This window comes from Rhizobiaceae bacterium, assembly GCA_023953845.1.
In the GTDB taxonomy this organism is placed as follows: Bacteria; Pseudomonadota; Alphaproteobacteria; order Rhizobiales; family Rhizobiaceae; genus Arvimicrobium.
Genome location: JAMLJC010000001.1, coordinates 860,104 through 875,463, shown reverse-complemented (window position 1 = coordinate 875,463; position 15,360 = coordinate 860,104). Strand labels below are relative to the sequence as shown.

The following is a 15,360-nucleotide window of genomic DNA, read 5'->3' as shown; positions in this document are numbered from 1 at the left end:
GAATGGAACAGTTGGCAGCACTGATTCAGGCCAACGAAGCCGCCGCGAAAGCGATTGCGGCTGCCTACGAGCTAGGGCTTGGGGGCGTACCGAATCAGGAAGGTTTCACCGTCCTGATCAACAATCTGAATGCGACGAACTTCGGTTCTAACAACCCGAACATCGTCTTCAACGACGAGAACATCTTCATCAACGTCATCAACGCGCTGGTGCAGGGCAACCCGACGGCTGCTGCGGCGTTCGCGGCGATCACGGCCGGCGCTTCGAGCCTCAGCGACAAGGTCGCGGCTTTCTACAACGAGCTGGTGCCGGCATCGGCTCAGTCGGCCGAGGGCCTCGCCTATCTGACCCGCCCTGACGCGCTTGCGTTTTACGCGCAGGTTGCCGCCGAGCGCGGCGTCGCCGGCCCGGATGGCGCCGCCATCGTCGCACTGGCCTCGATGGTCAACGTCTTCGTCAAGTCCGATCTCGCCGGCATCGGCGACTCGGTGAACGATCTCTACGCGGCCATTCTGGACGGCAGCGCCGTTCTGCCGGCCACGGGCGACACCTTCACCCCGATCGAGACCGCGGACGGCACGAACTTCGACGCCGACGACGGCGTATTCGGCCAGGTCACGCTGACGGTCAACCCCGACACAGCATCGGGCTCGATCTTCGAGGCTCCGCGCGCGTTCAACCCGGGCGGCACCGACCAGATGAACACGCTGAACGACGACGACGTGCTGACCGGCACGGGCGCGTACAACGTGCTCAACTTCACCTATGTCAACGACACCGAAACCGGCGACAACGACATCAACCCGACCCTGAACAACATCCAGGAGATCAACGTCAATTCCCGTCTTGATGGCGACGGCTATCTCGATCTGCAGGACACCAACGGCCTTCAGGAAATGAACGTCAGCGGCGTCGATGACGGGTTGTTCGAGGCTTACAACATTCAGAGCACGAACGGCCCGGCGGGTCTCAACCTGTCCGTGAACAACTCGCGTGACGAGGACAGCCACGTCCACTTCTTGTTCACGAATGCGGCGGCTGCCGGAGCGAGCGACACGGTCAACCTGACCCTGAACAATGTCGACCTGTACGACATTATCGTTCAGGCCTATGCGCCCGGCGTGGGCATCGAGCACCACAACATCGCGAGCGTCGGTGCGGCGAACGCGCTGGACGAATACTATGCCGAGGATGCGGAAGACATCACCGTGACCGGCGATCAGGATCTGACCATCGGCTACGAGTTTGAGATCCTGAACAACGGTGTGGTCGAAGCCTACAATACGGGTGGCGGTCTGTTCAACGTGGCCGGCTCGCTCACCAAGTTCGACGCTTCGGCTCTCACGGGCGATCTGGATGTCGTACTCGGCTCCGAGGTTACCGCCATTCTGGACGGTACGTCCGGCGTTCCGGTGGCGTTCGAAGCAACCGGCGGTTCTGGTGATGACACCTTCCGTCTGGCTGGTGGCGCTAATGCAGGTACGGTCGTCGAGGGCGGCGCTGGCAGCAACACGGTCGTCGTCTTCTCGTCCGTCACCGCCGGTGCGTTCAACGACATCCAGCATCTGCGCGTCGAAGATGAAGGCCCAAGCAACGGCACCGTCACCGTCGACACCGCGCTCTTCCCGGATCTGGAAGACATCTACCTGCGCAACGAGACCGTGATCGGCAATGGCCCGGTGACGAACTTCGTTCTCAATAATCTGTCGGCTACGGTCGCGCAGGCGATCACCGTCGCCCACAGCACCACCGGCGACAACGGCATCAACGACGTCATCATCACCGCCAATCTGGCGACCAACACCGCCAATGATACGGTGGGCGTGACGATTGTCGACGGCGTCAATGCCGATCCGCGCTTCAACTTCCAGCTCAACGCGGCTGGCGTCGAGAACGTCACCTTCCATGATAACGACACCGAGTCGAACAATGTCCAGTTGACCGCGGCTGCGGCTCACACGGGCACGCTGATAGTCGATGGCGGTCGCGCGGGCGACTTCTTCAACCTCGACTCCGGTTCTGTCGGTGGCGGCAACACCCGCGGCATCTATGGTCTGAATGCTTCGGGCGCTGCGACTGACGGCGACAACATCCGCGACGGCGACGGCGATCTCGCCAACGTAGCCCGTCTGATGTTCGCGACCATCGATGCCAGCGACTATCTTGGCGACTTCATCGCCCGTGTCGGCGGCGGCAGCCAGAACATCGCCACCGGTAGCGGTGACGATACCATCGTGGCTGACCTGCTCAACGACTCGCGCGCTGGCTGGACCATTGCCGACGTGTGGGACGCCGGCACCGGTTTCGATACGCTCGCGATTGACGGCTCCTTCGCCGGCGTCATCAATCTCGGTGCGTCGGAGTGGGAAGGTCTCTCGGGCGTTGATGCGATCCGTCTCGTTGACAACGATGCTGGTTCGTATTTCCTGACGCTTACCAACGAGCTGGTCGACCAGACGGATGGCGGTACCAACATCGCGATCATCAACGATAACGATCCGCTGAACAACGGCACCAGCAACACGAACTCGGCCGTTGTGATCGACGCTCGCACGTTGACCGCGGCGAACTCGTTCAGCTACGACGGCGAAGAGAACGGCAACGGCGCTGCCGATCGGTTCATCTTCGCGGACGCCAATATCAACGGCAAGTCGATCGTTGATGGCGGCGATCAGAACACGGCCGCTCTCAACCAGAACGTTGATATCGTCGAGGTTCGGAATGGTGCAGTGGTGACGGAAGGGGACCTCGCGGGTATCTCCAACGTTGGCTTCCTGCACTTCAACAACGATCTGGCCATCGCGCAGACGCTCGACCTGCAGCTAACCAACGCTGCGCTCGACAAGATGGACAGCTCGCAGTTGGCTACTGTGCTGGCGCCGGAAACCTTTACCGTTCGCGCGAATGACGGCACGGTTGGCTCTATCGCTGCGGCTCAGTTGAACCTGGACGCGAGCACGGTCGGGCCTGAGTTTAACTTGAACGTCTTCCTCGACAGCCTTGGCGGCAACAACACTGTTACGCTGGGTTCCGCAGGCGGCGGCGGTTCTGACTTGGTGGTCTTCAACGCTACCATTGGCGTTAGCACCGTCAACAACTTCAACGTCACGTTCGATACTCTTGGTGTTGGCGGTCCGCTGCGGGCGTTGGTTGATGACAACGGCAACGGTGTGCTGACGAACGTCTTTAACCCTGCTACAGGCAGCAACACGACGTTCAATCTTAACACGGCCGAGTATGGGCATGTGGCAAACGTTGAGAGCAATGGTACGTACACTGTCGCGAACATTGCCAATGCCGCTAACGCAGCGACCGAACTCGAAACGGAGTTTGCGCTTACCAACGAGGCGGTAGGTAGTGACGCATTGTTTACTGTTGTTGCAGCAAACAACGCGAACGTTGTGGGTGTGTGGCTCTTCCAGACGGTGACTGTCGACAACGTCATCAGCGCGAACGAGCTTACGTTCCTTGGTACGATCAATACGATCGGTGGAACCGAGTTCTCTCCGGCCGATATTATCTTGGCGTAATTCGTCCTACCTTAGAGTGGCGGGGGCCTTCGGGCCCCCGCTTTTTATTATCCGGAACCGTGTTGGAACATCTAAGCAAAGGAAAAAATGATGGCTGACGAAAGAAACGTGGTGATCGACGGGAAATCGTATCCGATGGCTGAGATGTCGGATGCTGCAAAGAAGCAGCTGGCGAACGTTCAGCTCACTGAAGGGGAGATCACGCGGCTCAAGCTGCAGCTCGCCATCGCGGAGACGGCGAAAGCCGCCTATGGCCGCGCGCTCAAGGCGGAACTGGAAAAGACACTGATACAGTAAACAGCAAATCGCGTTGTTGGACCAACACCCTTTCGGCAAGAAAAGCGTCGACCAGGAAATTCAATCAGGCGATCCTCGACCGCGCGCCGCATTTTTCCGAGCTGCGCTACATGGCCTCGTCCGTGACCGGCACCGGCCACGCCGTCGACCGCATGGCGCAGATTTTCCTTGCCGGAATGCAGGCCGGCGCGGAGCCGAAGGCGTTCGCCAGCCAGTTGCTGGCCCGGCGCGGCGAACAGTTCGTTGTCGAGGGCAAGGCCGTGACCGACCGCGCCGAGCACGAAGCCGAACTCCAGAAACGCTTCGCCGCCTTCGAAGAAAAGCAGCTGCCGCTGCTGAAGCGTCTCGGCATCGCCTGAAGAAACTTCTGCCTTGAGCGCAAAAAAGAGGCCCGGCGAACCGGGCCTCAGGGCGCAGCGTGCTTTTGCCTGCTGCGACGGGATTCTTTTTTGGGCAGGGAGCCTTCGGAGGAGGCCGGACGGCATGGACCGCCCGGCCTTCCCGCTCATGAGTGGTAGGCCACTTCGCCGTGCGAGGTGAGGTCGAGGCCTTCGCGCTCGGCTTCGACGGTCGGGCGCAGGCCGACGATCAGGTCCACGACCTTGTAGAGGATCGCCGAGACGACGCCGCACCAGATGATGGTGATCAGCACGGCGAGGATCTGGGTCCACACCTGCGCGCCCATCGTGACGCCATCGGCATAGCCGACGCCGCCCAGCGACGACGATGCGAAGATGCCGGTGCCGATGGCGCCGATGATGCCCGCCACGCCGTGGATGCCGAACACGTCCAGCGAGTCGTCGTAGCCCGCCTTGATCTTCACCACCGCGACGAAATAGTAGGCGACGGCCGAGGCGATGGCGCCGAGCACGATGGCGCCTACCGGACCGACGAAGCCCGCCGCCGGCGTCACCGCCACGAGGCCGGCGATGATGCCCGACGCGCCGCCCAGCATCGAGGCCTTGCCGCGATGCGCCTTCTCGACCAGCGCCCAGGCGACGGTCGCGCCGGCCGTGGCGGTGAAGGTGTTGATCATGGCGAGCGCCGCGCCGCTGCCGGCCGAAAGCGCCGAACCCGCGTTGAAGCCGAACCAGCCGACCCACAGTATGCCCGCGCCGACCAGCGTGAACGGCATGGAGTGAGGCGCCATGTTGTCCTTGCCGTAACCGGCGCGCTTGCCGATCATGATCGCGCCGACGAGCGCGGCGATGCCGGCATTGATGTGCACGACCGTGCCGCCGGCGAAGTCCATCGTGCTCCAGCCGAAGAACAGGCCGTTCGCGTCCCAGGCCATATGGGCGATCGGGAAGTAGACGAAGGTGACCCAAAGGACGACGAACAGGATGACCGCGCCGAACTTGATGCGCTCGGCGAAGCCGCCGATGATCAGCGCCGGCGTGATGCAGGCGAAGGTCATCTGGAAGGCGATGAAGACGTATTCGGGAATCGTCCCCGACTCGGACGCCGATGTCACGCCCGACAGGAAGACCTTGCCGAAGCCGCCCCAATAGGGGCTCGTGCCACCGCCGAAGGCGAAGGAATAGCCCCAGACGACCCAGACGATGATGACCGTGGCGGTGATCATCGTGCACTGCATCAGGACCGAGAGGATGTTCTTCGCACGCACCAGGCCGCCATAGAAAAGGGCGAGGCCGGGCAGGATCATGAACAGGACGAGGATGGTGGAAACCAGCATCCACGCGGTGTCGCCGCTGTTGAGAGCCGACGCCGCGGCTTCGGCGGCGGGCGCCTCGGTGGTGGCCTCCTGCCCGAAAGCGGCGAGCGGGCCGAAGGCGGCGAGCGCCAGGGTGCCGAGGAGCGCCGCGCGCGCCGTCGACTTCACTGAAGTTGGAATGTTCATCAAAGTCTCCATGAAAATCGCCGCTGGCTCAGAGCGCGTCGGTGTCGGTTTCGCCGGTCCGGATGCGGACGGCCTGCTCGATCGGGTAGACGAAGATCTTGCCGTCGCCGATCTGGCCGGTCTTGGCGGCGCTGCTGATCGCTTCGACCGCCTTCTCGACAAGATCGGTCGCGACAGCGATCTCGATCTTGATCTTCGGGAGAAAACTCACCGCGTATTCCGCGCCGCGATAGATTTCAGTATGTCCTTTCTGACGCCCGTAGCCTTTGACTTCGGTGACGGTCAGGCCCTGGATCCCGACATTGGTCAGCGCCTCGCGCACCTCGTCGAGCTTGAACGGCTTGATGATCGCCATCACTATCTTCATCAGGTTTCACCCTCTGCTTTGCGGGTCCCCCGCGTTGCACAACTGGCCAGACCGCAAATGCCGCCGACTAGTGGGCCACGGGATTCAAGCTCCGTGCCAAGTCGCGAAATCCGATGTTAACGTATTGGAAAGGCTGCCATCCGCGGCAAGGCCGGCTGCCTGCCTTCGCAGATGCAGCAAACGACTTGATTAAGAAATGTGCAAAACGGAGAAACTGCCTATTATGAAGGCGATCGGCGCAGCCGGATGAGTCCTTCCTGGGCAACCGAGGCTATGAGGACCCCGTCTTCCGAATAGATCGCACCGCGCGTGAAGCCTCTGCCGCCCTGTGTGGAGGGGCTGTCCATCGTGTAGAGCAGCCAGCCGTCCAGCGGATGATCCCGATGAAACCACATCGCATGGTCGAGGCTGGCCGCCTGAATATCGGGATCGAAGACGGCGCGTCCGTGGGCGAAGGTCGAGGTGTCGAGCAGCGTTATGTCCGAGACATAGGCCAGCAGCGCGCTGCGGATGTCGCGACTGGCGTGGACGTCGCCGATGAAGCGAATCCAGACGTGCTGTTCCGGAGCCAGCTTTTCGCGGCTGGTGTAATGCTCGAGAATGACGGGCCGCATCTCGATCGGCCGCTCCCGCTCCCAGTAGCGCAGTATGGGTCTCGGGATGGCGTCGCCATATCGGGCTATGAGGTCCTGCTGGCTCGGCAGCGTTTCGGGCCGCGGCACATGAAGCGGTGCCGGCGTCTGGTGATCGAGCCCGCCCTCATCGACCTGAAAGGAGGCCTCCAGCGAGAATATCGCCTTGCCGTGCTGGATCGCCACGACCCGGCGCGTCGTGAAGCTGCCGCCGTCGCGTATGCGGTCGACCTCGTAGACGATCGGGACCTTGGGGTCCCCGCCCAGCATGAAATAGCCGTGCAGGGAATGCACCTGTCGGGCGGGTTCGACGGTGCGCTGCGCGGCGACGAGCGCCTGCGCGATGGTCTGGCCGCCGAAGACGCGTTGCCACGACGTGTCGGGGCTGCGACCCCGAAACAGGTTGTGCTCCAGCTGCTCAAGGTCGAGAATGGCGAGCAGGTCTTGCAATGCGGTCGGCATGAAGGACTTTCGGCAACGTCAGGGTTCCTGCCTGACCGGCCTGAAGCGCCAAGTCAAGCGCCGGCGGAGATGACAGAGGTCGGAAATGGGGACGCGTTCACTCGATGTGCTGATAGCCGGCGCAGGCTATGTCGGGATGGCGACCGCGGTCGGTATCAAGGCCGCAAGACCGAATCTGGCCGTGGCCGTGGTCGATGCCGCACCTGAAGGGGCATGGGAGCGCGACGGCAGGGCTTCGGCGATTGCCGCCGCGGCCTGTCGCATGCTCGACCAGTTCGGCTGCTGGAGCGAGATCGAGCCCGAGGCGCAGCCGATGACCGAGATGATCGTGACGGATTCGCGTAGTTCCGATCCGGTGCGGCCGGTTTTCCTCACCTTCGACGGCGAGGTGGCGCCGGGCGAACCGTTCGCGCATATGGTGGCGAATACGGTGATGAACCGTGCGCTGCGCCGCCGGGCCTCAGATCTCGGCATCGACATCATCGAGGGTGTCGCGGTGCAGGGCTTCGACGTCACGGGTGCAGGCGTCACCGTGCATCTGGCAGATGGCGTGACGATTGACGCACGACTGCTGGTCGCGGCGGACGGCGTGAAATCCCGACTGCGCGACATGGCGGGCATCAAGACGGTGCATTGGGACTACGGGCAATCGGGCATCGTATGCACGGTGGGGCACGAACGCCCCCACAATGGCCGCGCGGAGGAGCATTTCCTGCCTGCCGGACCTTTCGCCATCCTGCCGCTGAAGCCCGACGACAAGGGAGGCAACAGGTCGTCCATCGTCTGGACCGAACGGACCGCCGATGCGGAGCGGCTGGTGCAGGAGGACGAACTCGTCTTCGAGACGGAACTCGAGCAGCGCTTCGGTCTGAAGCTTGGCGAGATACGCGTCGAAAGCAAGCCGCGCGCCTGGCCCCTCGGCCTGACGCTGGCGCGGGACTTCGTGAAGCCGCGCTTCGCGCTCTGCGGCGACGCCGCTCACGGCATCCATCCCATTGCGGGGCAGGGGCTCAATCTCGGCTTCCGGGATGCGGCGGCGCTGGCCGAGGTGGTCGTCGAGGCCGACCGCATGGGGCAGGACATCGGCAGCATCGACGTTCTGGAGCGCTACCAGATGTGGCGGCGCTTCGACACGTTCCAGATGGGCGTCACGACGGATGTGCTCAACCGGATGTTCTCCAACGACTTCGGTCCGCTGAGAGCGGTTCGCGACATCGGTCTCGGCATCGTCGATCGCCTGCCGGGCCTGAAATCGTTCTTCATCCGGCAGGCGTCAGGCCTTGCCGGCGAGACGCCGCGGCTGCTGCGCGGAGAGCCGATCTGAGAGGCGGCCTACGCCTTCGGCTGCTCCAGTTCCGGATCGCCATGGAAGGAGAGACCGCGCACCTCGATGGTTCCGGTCCGGGCAAGCGGGATGTCGGCGGCGATTCCGACGGCCTCGTCCATGTCGCCAGCCTCTATGATGAGGAAGCCGATCAGCTGCTCCTTGGTCTCGGCGAAAGGTCCGTCCATGGTGTCGCGCTTGCGCGCGCGGACTCGGACGGTCCTGGCCATATGCGGTCGTTTCAGCGGGCGCGCCATGGCGAGGCGTCCGCTATTTTGGAGCGCGATGTCGTAGGCTTTCGCGTCCTGCTGCATCGCGGCGAGCTCATCCGGCGACATTTTCCGGAAGACGTCTTCGTCGTGATAGACGAGGCAGAGATATTGCATGGTGCCTTCTCCTTCGTATCTCCGTCCAGGACGGCCACAGGCCCCGCCGGCCGACGTTCCGACAGTGGAATTTGAGCTGGACCGCAGCGGCGATGGATTGCAAGCCGTCGCCCGCGGCGATACTCGTCGCGCCATGAGTCTTGATTCCGTTCGCGCCTTCTTCGCCGAAAAAGCTCCCGAGATCGAGGTTATCGTCACCGGGCAAAGCTCGGCGACGGTGCCGCTCGCCGCGGAAGCGCATGGGGTGAAGCCGGAGCAGATCGCCAAGACGATCTGCCTGCGGGTCGGCGATGAAACGATGCTGGTGGTCGCCTGCGGGACGGCGCGTCTCGACAACCGCAAGTTCAAGGACCGGTTCGGAGGCAAGCCGCGCATGCTCGGCGCAGAAGAGGTGACGGCGGCGACCAGCCATCCGGTGGGCGGTGTCTGCCCCTTCGGCCTGCCGGCGTCGCTGCCGATCTATTGCGACGTGTCGCTGAGAAGCTTCGCCGAGGTCGTGCCCGCGGCGGGCGCCACCAACGCGGCGGTGCGGCTGAGCCCGGCGCGCATGGCGGAACTCACGAATGCGCAGTGGGTCGATGTCTGCCAGGCGCCGAGCTGAGCCCGCGGACGTATCGCACTGATCCGTAGCCGTCACCGGAGGGCAGATCCGCCAGATTGCTCCGCAACGGTCCGCTCCGGCGAAGCGGTCATGTCGCCCGCAGCCGCCAGAGCGAGGGCAAGCGTGAACGCGATCGCGAGACGCGAGATGCCCGCTGGGGGGACATGCACCGCCCTTCCGGGCGCCGGCCTGAAAATGGATTTGCCGAGGGCGGCGTGCAAAACGGGGTACATGGTCTGCTCCTTTGTCTCGATGTCACGAGACAAGGACGCCTGCCGTCCGATCCTTCCGACGTTCTGAATCCGGCTTTCGGTCAACGCGCCATGGCGTGATATTCCGGATTCGGCCTCATATCGACGGCTGCCGCCACGCGGTTCGACATGTTGAAGAATGCAGCCGTGGCCGCGATGTCCCATATGTCGCGGTCGCTGAAGCCGTTCTGGCGCAAGGCTTCGCGGTCCCCCTCCTCGATCCGGTCGGGCGTCTCGGTCAGCTTGACGGCGAAATCCAGCATCGCTTTCTGTTTCGGCTGGAGGTTCGCGGCGCGATAGTTCATCACCATCATCTCGCCCAGTACCGGATCGCCTGAAAGCTGGCGCACCGCCGCGCCATGAGCCGTCAGGCAGTAGTAGCAGTGATTGACGGACGAGACGGCAACCGCGATCATCTCCCGCTCGAGCTTCGACAGGCCGGAATCTCCCAGCATCAGGTCGTTGTACATGTCGGTGAAGGCGCGCAGCTTCTTCTCGTCGAAGGCATATGCCAGAAGAACGTTTGGAACGAGCCCGAGCTTCTCGCGGCATTTGTCGAAATAGGCTCTGGTGGCCTCACCGAGCTCGCCCGCCGGCAGATCGAGCGTCGTAATCCGGTCTTCATGCATGTTCGTCATCTCCGCTTCATCCAACTTTGTATTTTCATAGCAGGAAGCGATTTCGACCAGTCGCCAAATAGCCGCCGTCTGCTACGATAGCGTGCGAAGCAGGGGGCGCAGGGGGAGGACCCGACAGCATGGCCAGCAAAGCGAAAGCCGAAGCGTCGACATCCGCGAGAAAGCCGGATGAGGCGACGAAGGCTCTGCTGTTCTCACGCGCGCCCGCCGAGGACCTTGCCGGCTATGGCGGCGTGGCGCTCGACAAGGCGGCAGAGCTTGCATCGGCCGCGCTGAAGCGGCACCGGCGGGGCGAGTCCGTGATCGACATCGCCAACGATGACGCGGTGAAGCACGACGGTCGCCCCATGACGGTGATCACCGTCGTCAACGACAACATGCCGTTCCTCTTCGATTCGGTGATGGGCGAGATTTCCGATATCGCCGGCGAGCCCGCGCTCGTCGTGCACCCCGTTCTGGTCGTCGAGCATGAGGGAAAAGGCGTCGCTGCCGTGCGCGGCGAGACCGGCCAGGGCAAGAGCGATCCCGCAGCCGACAAGGTGAGCGTCATCCATGTGCATGTTCCGCCGCTCGGCGCGGAGGAGGTCAGGCTGCTGGAGGAACGGCTAAAAACGCTGCTCGTCCAGGTCAAGGCGGCCGTGCGCGACTGGAAACCCATGCTGGCGCGGCTCGACCGCGCGATCTCCGATTTCCGCTACGCGCCGGTGCCGCTGGAGCGCGCCGAGGTCAACGAGGCGATCGCCTTTCTGGAATGGCTCCGCGACGACAATTTCACCTTTCTGGGTATGCGCGAGTTCACCTATTCCGGCGGCGAGAAGAGCGGCACGCTGGAGGCGCAGCCAAACGGGCTCGGCGTGCTCGCGGATCCGAATGTGCGGGTGTTGCGGCGCGACGTGGAAGGCGCGCGCACCACGCCGGAGATCCGCGCGTTCCTGCACGGGCCGGAGCCGCTGATCGTCACCAAGGCGAACACCAAGTCCGTCGTCCATCGACGCGCCTACCTCGACTATATCGGCATCAAGACCTACGACCAGCATGGCAAGCTCGCCGGGGAGCTGCGCGTCGTCGGCCTGTTCACCTCGACCGCCTATACGCGCTCGGTGATGCGGATTCCGTTTCTGCGCTCCAAGGTCGAGACGGTGATCCACAAGTCCGGCTTCGATCCGTCTGATCATTCCGGCAAGGCGCTGATCAATGTGCTGGAATCCTATCCGCGCGACGAACTTTTCCAGATCAATATCGCCACGCTGCGCAAACATGCAGAGGCGATTCTGGCGCTCGGCGAGCGGCCGCGCGTGCGGGTGCTCGTGCGCGTCGACCAGTTCGACCGGTTCGTCTCTGTGATCGTCTTCGTGCCGCGCGACCGCTACGATTCGATCGTTCGCGAGAAGATCGGCCAGTATCTCAAGACGGTCTTCGAAGGCCGCCTGTCTGCCTATTATCCTGCGTTCCCGGAGGGCGGGCTGGCGCGCGTGCATTTCATTATCGGGCGATCCGGAGGCAAGACGCCGAAGGTCGAGCCGGCCGCGCTGGAAGCGGCGGTGCGCGACATCGTCCGCACCTGGGACGACGCGCTGCAGCAAGCCGCCGTCGAGAGCGGAGCAGGCCCCGATCTGAAGCGCATCGCCGCGCTTTTCCCGGAAAGCTACCGCAACAGCTTCTCGCCTGCCGAAGCGCTGTCCGACGCCGGACGCATCGCCACGATCAGCGCCGACAATCCGATCGCGGTGGACTACTATCGCCACGCCGATCAGCCGGCCGAGCAGGCGGCGCTGAAGATCTACCACCATGGTGCGCCGGTGGCGCTGTCGCGACGCGTTCCCATGCTGGAGAATATCGGCTTCCGCGTCATCAGCGAGCGTACCTTCGAAGTGGGCGAGGAAGGCGGCGCGCCTGTCTTCGTACACGACATGGAACTGGAGAGCGCCTACGGCAAGCCGATCGATCTGACGGATGGCGGGTCGCTGTTCGAGGAAGTATTCCTCGCGGTCTGGCGCGGAGAGGCGGACAATGACAGCTACAACGCGCTGGCGCAGACGGCGGGGCTGAGGTCGCGCGACATCACGGTGCTGCGCGCCTATGGCCGCTACCTGCAGCAGGTGGGCATCCCGCAGAGCCAGGATTTCATCGCCGCCGCGCTGAACCGCTATCCCGACATTGCGCGCGCTCTTCACCAGATATTCGTGGCGCGCTTCGATCCCAGGGGCAGCGAAGGCGAGGTGACGGTCAAGCATCTCAAATCGCAGATCGGCGATGCGCTGGCCGAGGTGCCTAGCCTCGACGACGACACCATCATCCGACGTTATCTCAACCTGCTCGATGCGTCGCTGCGCACCAATCATTTCGTGCCGGACCTCAAGGCCGGCGTGTCGCTGGCGATCAAGCTCGACCCGCGCGCCGTCAACGGCATGCCGGAGCCGAGGCCGTGGCGGGAAATCTATGTCTACGGCACGGAGGTCGAGGGCCTGCATCTGCGCTTCGGACCGGTGGCGCGCGGCGGCCTTCGCTGGTCGGACAGGGCGCAGGATTACCGCACCGAGGTCCTGGGTCTGGTGAAGGCGCAGCAGGTCAAGAACGCGGTCATCGTGCCGGTGGGCGCCAAGGGAGGCTTCTATCCAAAGCGCCTGCCGCCGGCGTCGCAGCGCGATCTCTGGTTCGACGCCGGTCGGCAAGCCTATATCAATTTCGTCTCAAGCCTGCTGTCGGTGACGGACAATCTCGACGGAGACGATGTTCTGCCGCCGGCCAATGTCGTGCGGCGCGACACGGACGATCCATATTTCGTCGTCGCCGCCGACAAGGGTACGGCGACTTTCTCCGACACGGCCAATGCCATCAGCCAGGCCCATGGCTTCTGGCTGGACGACGCCTTCGCGTCGGGCGGTTCGGCCGGCTACGACCACAAGAAGATGGGGATCACTGCGCGGGGCGCATGGGAGGCCGTGAAGCGGCATTTCCGCGAGATGAACCGCGACATCCAGACTTCGCCTTTTACCGTGGTCGGCGTCGGCGACATGTCGGGTGATGTCTTCGGCAACGGCATGCTTTTGTCGGAACAGACGAGACTGGTGGCAGCCTTCGACCATCGCGATATCTTCATCGATCCAACGCCCGACGCGGCGGCGTCTTTCGCCGAGCGCCAGCGGCTTTTCGCGCTGCCGCGTTCGAGCTGGCAGGACTACGACCGATCGAAGCTGTCGGCGGGCGGGATCATCGTCTCCCGCGCGCAGAAATCGGTGGAACTCTCTCCGGAAGCAGCCGCCGCCATCGGTATCGACAGGACGACGGTGACGCCGGCCGAGATCATGCAGGCGATCCTCAAGGCGCCGGCCGATCTGCTCTGGTTCGGCGGGATCGGCACCTATGTGCGCGCCAGCACCGAGACGAACGCGGATGCGGGCGATCGCGCCAATGACGCGATCCGCGTCACCGCTGCCGAGGTTCGCGCCAAGGTGATCGGCGAAGGCGCCAATCTCGGCGTCACGCAGCGGGCGCGCATCGAATTCGGCCTTCTCGGCGGCGCGTGCAATTCCGATGCGATCGACAATTCGGGCGGCGTCAATTCTTCGGACGTCGAGGTCAACATCAAGATCGCGCTGGCTTCGGCCATGCGAAAAGGCACGTTGAAGCGCGAGGCGCGCAACAAGCTCTTGGCCGAGATGACCGACGAGGTCGCGCAACTGGTGCTGGCGAACAACTATCAGCAGACGCTGGCGCTGTCCGTCATGCGCAAGCAGGGCATGGCCGATCTCGCCCATCAGGCGCGTTTCGTCGCGGTGATGGAACAGCGGGGCCTGCTCGACCGCGCCGTCGAGACGCTGCCATCGGCCTCCGGCTTCGCGCAGCGGGAAGCGCGCAGGGAGCCGCTGACCCGCGCCGAACTCGGCGTGCTGCTCGCCTATGCCAAGATCGTGCTGTTCTCCGACATGGTCGCCACCGACGTGCCGGACGATCCGCATTTCGCACGGGACCTCCTGTCCTACTTCCCCGACAGGATGGAAAAGAAATACGCGGCGGAAATCGACGGCCATCGGCTCCGGCGCGAGATCATCACCCGTGTCGTCAGCAACGACCTCATCAATCGCGGCGGACCGGCCTTCGTCACCCGGCTTCAGGACGCAACGGGCCGCACCGTGCGCGACATCGTGCGCGCCTTCGCCATCGTCCGCGACGGTTTTGGCCTGCCGGCGCTTTATCGCGAGATCGACGCGCTCGACAACAGGATCGACGGGCAGGTGCAGCTCGATCTCTACGGCGCGGTTGGCCGTCTGCTTCACGGCGCGACCGCCTGGGACCTGAAGAACGGCAGCGGCGAGGGCGCCATCGGCGACCAGATCTCGGCGCTCGCAGAGGCCCGCAAGGTGCTGGAGCCGAAACTTGGCGGAATGCTTCCGCAATATACGAAAGAGCGTGTCGAGGAACGACGCCACGGCTTCGCCAAGGCGGGCGTGCCGGACGCCCTGGCCGAGCGGCTTTCGATGCTGGATGTGACGGAACTGATCCCGGACATCGCGCTGGTCGCAAGGCTTGCAGCAAGCGGCAGGGGCGTTTCGGCGACCGCGCTCGCCGAGGCAGGCAAGGCTTTCTTCGCGGTCAGCGACGCGTTCCGCATCTCGCGCATCGAGGCGGCGGCGGACGATGCCTCGACCTCGGACTATTATGACGGACTGGCGCTGAACAGGGCCCTTGACATGATCGCGGCAGCTCGCCGCGGCATCGCCGTGCAGGCGCTCGCCAGCCATGCGAAGGCACAGGAGCCCGTCGCCGAATGGCTCGCAGCCGGAGGCGAACGTGTCGCCAAGGCGCGCGAACGGCTCGTGGCCCTGACCGAAGGCGGCGACATAACGGTTTCCCGCCTGACGGTCGCGGCCGGGCTGATGAGCGATCTGGCGGGAGGGTGACAGCGCGCATATCAGAGATATATCTGACGCATTTCGCGCTTCGTCCCCGCAATCGGGGGAAATCGTCGCGACCAAATCTGTAAAGGGACGGCGAGCCGGTTTAAGAATGC

Annotated in this window: 11 protein-coding genes; 6 read left to right on the top strand and 5 right to left on the bottom strand. The window is 63.8% G+C overall.

Going from position 1 to position 15,360, the window contains the following annotated elements; genetic code table 11:
• Positions 1-2 precede the first annotated feature (2 nt).
• From M9955_04280 to M9955_04270, 3 genes are all read left to right on the top strand, one after another.
• Complete coding sequence (locus M9955_04280; protein MCO5080860.1) at positions 3-3,530, top strand: hypothetical protein; 3,528 nt, start codon at positions 3-5, stop codon at positions 3,528-3,530.
• A gap of 90 nt (positions 3,531-3,620) precedes the next feature.
• A complete protein-coding gene (locus tag M9955_04275; GenBank protein MCO5080859.1) occupies positions 3,621-3,827 on the top strand; it encodes a DUF6447 family protein in 207 nt (68 codons plus the stop codon).
• Positions 3,828-3,937: 110 nt separating this feature from the next.
• Complete coding sequence (locus tag M9955_04270; GenBank protein ID MCO5080858.1) at positions 3,938-4,186, top strand: hypothetical protein; 249 nt, start codon at positions 3,938-3,940, stop codon at positions 4,184-4,186.
• Positions 4,187-4,332: 146 nt separating this feature from the next.
• On the opposite strand, the gene M9955_04265 is transcribed toward M9955_04270, so the two are convergent.
• The 3 genes from M9955_04265 to M9955_04255 all read right to left on the bottom strand — a co-directional run bounded on the left by M9955_04265 (position 4,333) and on the right by M9955_04255 (position 7,149).
• Complete coding sequence (locus tag M9955_04265; protein ID MCO5080857.1) at positions 4,333-5,688, bottom strand: ammonium transporter; 1,356 nt, start codon at positions 5,686-5,688, stop codon at positions 4,333-4,335.
• Between the two features lie 28 nt (positions 5,689-5,716).
• Positions 5,717-6,055: a P-II family nitrogen regulator gene (locus tag M9955_04260; protein MCO5080856.1), complete on the bottom strand. Its 339-nt coding sequence runs from the start codon at positions 6,053-6,055 to the stop codon at positions 5,717-5,719.
• 221 nt (positions 6,056-6,276) lie between these two features.
• The gene (locus M9955_04255; protein MCO5080855.1) at positions 6,277-7,149 is read right to left on the bottom strand and encodes an acyl-CoA thioesterase II; all 873 of its coding nucleotides are present in this window, start codon (positions 7,147-7,149) and stop codon (positions 6,277-6,279) included.
• A gap of 85 nt (positions 7,150-7,234) precedes the next feature.
• Between M9955_04255 and M9955_04250 the strand changes: the two genes are divergently transcribed.
• The gene (locus tag M9955_04250; GenBank protein ID MCO5080854.1) at positions 7,235-8,473 is read left to right on the top strand and encodes a ubiquinone biosynthesis hydroxylase; all 1,239 of its coding nucleotides are present in this window, start codon (positions 7,235-7,237) and stop codon (positions 8,471-8,473) included.
• 8 nt (positions 8,474-8,481) lie between these two features.
• On the opposite strand, the gene M9955_04245 is transcribed toward M9955_04250, so the two are convergent.
• Positions 8,482-8,859: a YciI family protein gene (locus tag M9955_04245; protein MCO5080853.1), complete on the bottom strand. Its 378-nt coding sequence runs from the start codon at positions 8,857-8,859 to the stop codon at positions 8,482-8,484.
• 133 nt (positions 8,860-8,992) lie between these two features.
• Between M9955_04245 and M9955_04240 the strand changes: the two genes are divergently transcribed.
• Positions 8,993-9,460, top strand: a complete 468-nt coding sequence (locus M9955_04240) for a YbaK/EbsC family protein (protein ID MCO5080852.1) — start codon at positions 8,993-8,995, stop codon at positions 9,458-9,460.
• 313 nt (positions 9,461-9,773) lie between these two features.
• Here M9955_04240 and M9955_04235 read toward each other — a convergent pair whose 3' ends face one another.
• A complete protein-coding gene (locus M9955_04235; protein MCO5080851.1) occupies positions 9,774-10,340 on the bottom strand; it encodes a peroxidase-related enzyme in 567 nt (188 codons plus the stop codon).
• 128 nt (positions 10,341-10,468) lie between these two features.
• Between M9955_04235 and M9955_04230 the strand changes: the two genes are divergently transcribed.
• Positions 10,469-15,250, top strand: coding sequence for an NAD-glutamate dehydrogenase (locus tag M9955_04230; GenBank protein ID MCO5080850.1), 4,782 nt, complete (start codon positions 10,469-10,471; stop codon positions 15,248-15,250).
• Positions 15,251-15,360: the final 110 nt, after the last annotated feature.

Bases quoted from the DNA above. Each gene is read 5' to 3' on its own strand.
- M9955_04280 (MCO5080860.1), top strand. From the start codon at position 3: ATGGAACAGTTGGCAGCACTGATTCAGGCCAACGAAGCCGCCGCGAAA.
- M9955_04275 (MCO5080859.1), top strand. From the start codon at position 3,621: ATGGCTGACGAAAGAAACGTGGTGATCGACGGGAAATCGTATCCGATG.
- M9955_04270 (MCO5080858.1), top strand. From the start codon at position 3,938: ATGGCCTCGTCCGTGACCGGCACCGGCCACGCCGTCGACCGCATGGCG.
- M9955_04265 (MCO5080857.1), bottom strand. From the start codon at position 5,688: ATGAACATTCCAACTTCAGTGAAGTCGACGGCGCGCGCGGCGCTCCTC.
- M9955_04260 (MCO5080856.1), bottom strand. From the start codon at position 6,055: ATGAAGATAGTGATGGCGATCATCAAGCCGTTCAAGCTCGACGAGGTG.
- M9955_04255 (MCO5080855.1), bottom strand. From the start codon at position 7,149: ATGCCGACCGCATTGCAAGACCTGCTCGCCATTCTCGACCTTGAGCAG.
- M9955_04250 (MCO5080854.1), top strand. From the start codon at position 7,235: ATGGGGACGCGTTCACTCGATGTGCTGATAGCCGGCGCAGGCTATGTC.
- M9955_04245 (MCO5080853.1), bottom strand. From the start codon at position 8,859: ATGCAATATCTCTGCCTCGTCTATCACGACGAAGACGTCTTCCGGAAA.
- M9955_04240 (MCO5080852.1), top strand. From the start codon at position 8,993: ATGAGTCTTGATTCCGTTCGCGCCTTCTTCGCCGAAAAAGCTCCCGAG.
- M9955_04235 (MCO5080851.1), bottom strand. From the start codon at position 10,340: ATGCATGAAGACCGGATTACGACGCTCGATCTGCCGGCGGGCGAGCTC.
- M9955_04230 (MCO5080850.1), top strand. From the start codon at position 10,469: ATGGCCAGCAAAGCGAAAGCCGAAGCGTCGACATCCGCGAGAAAGCCG.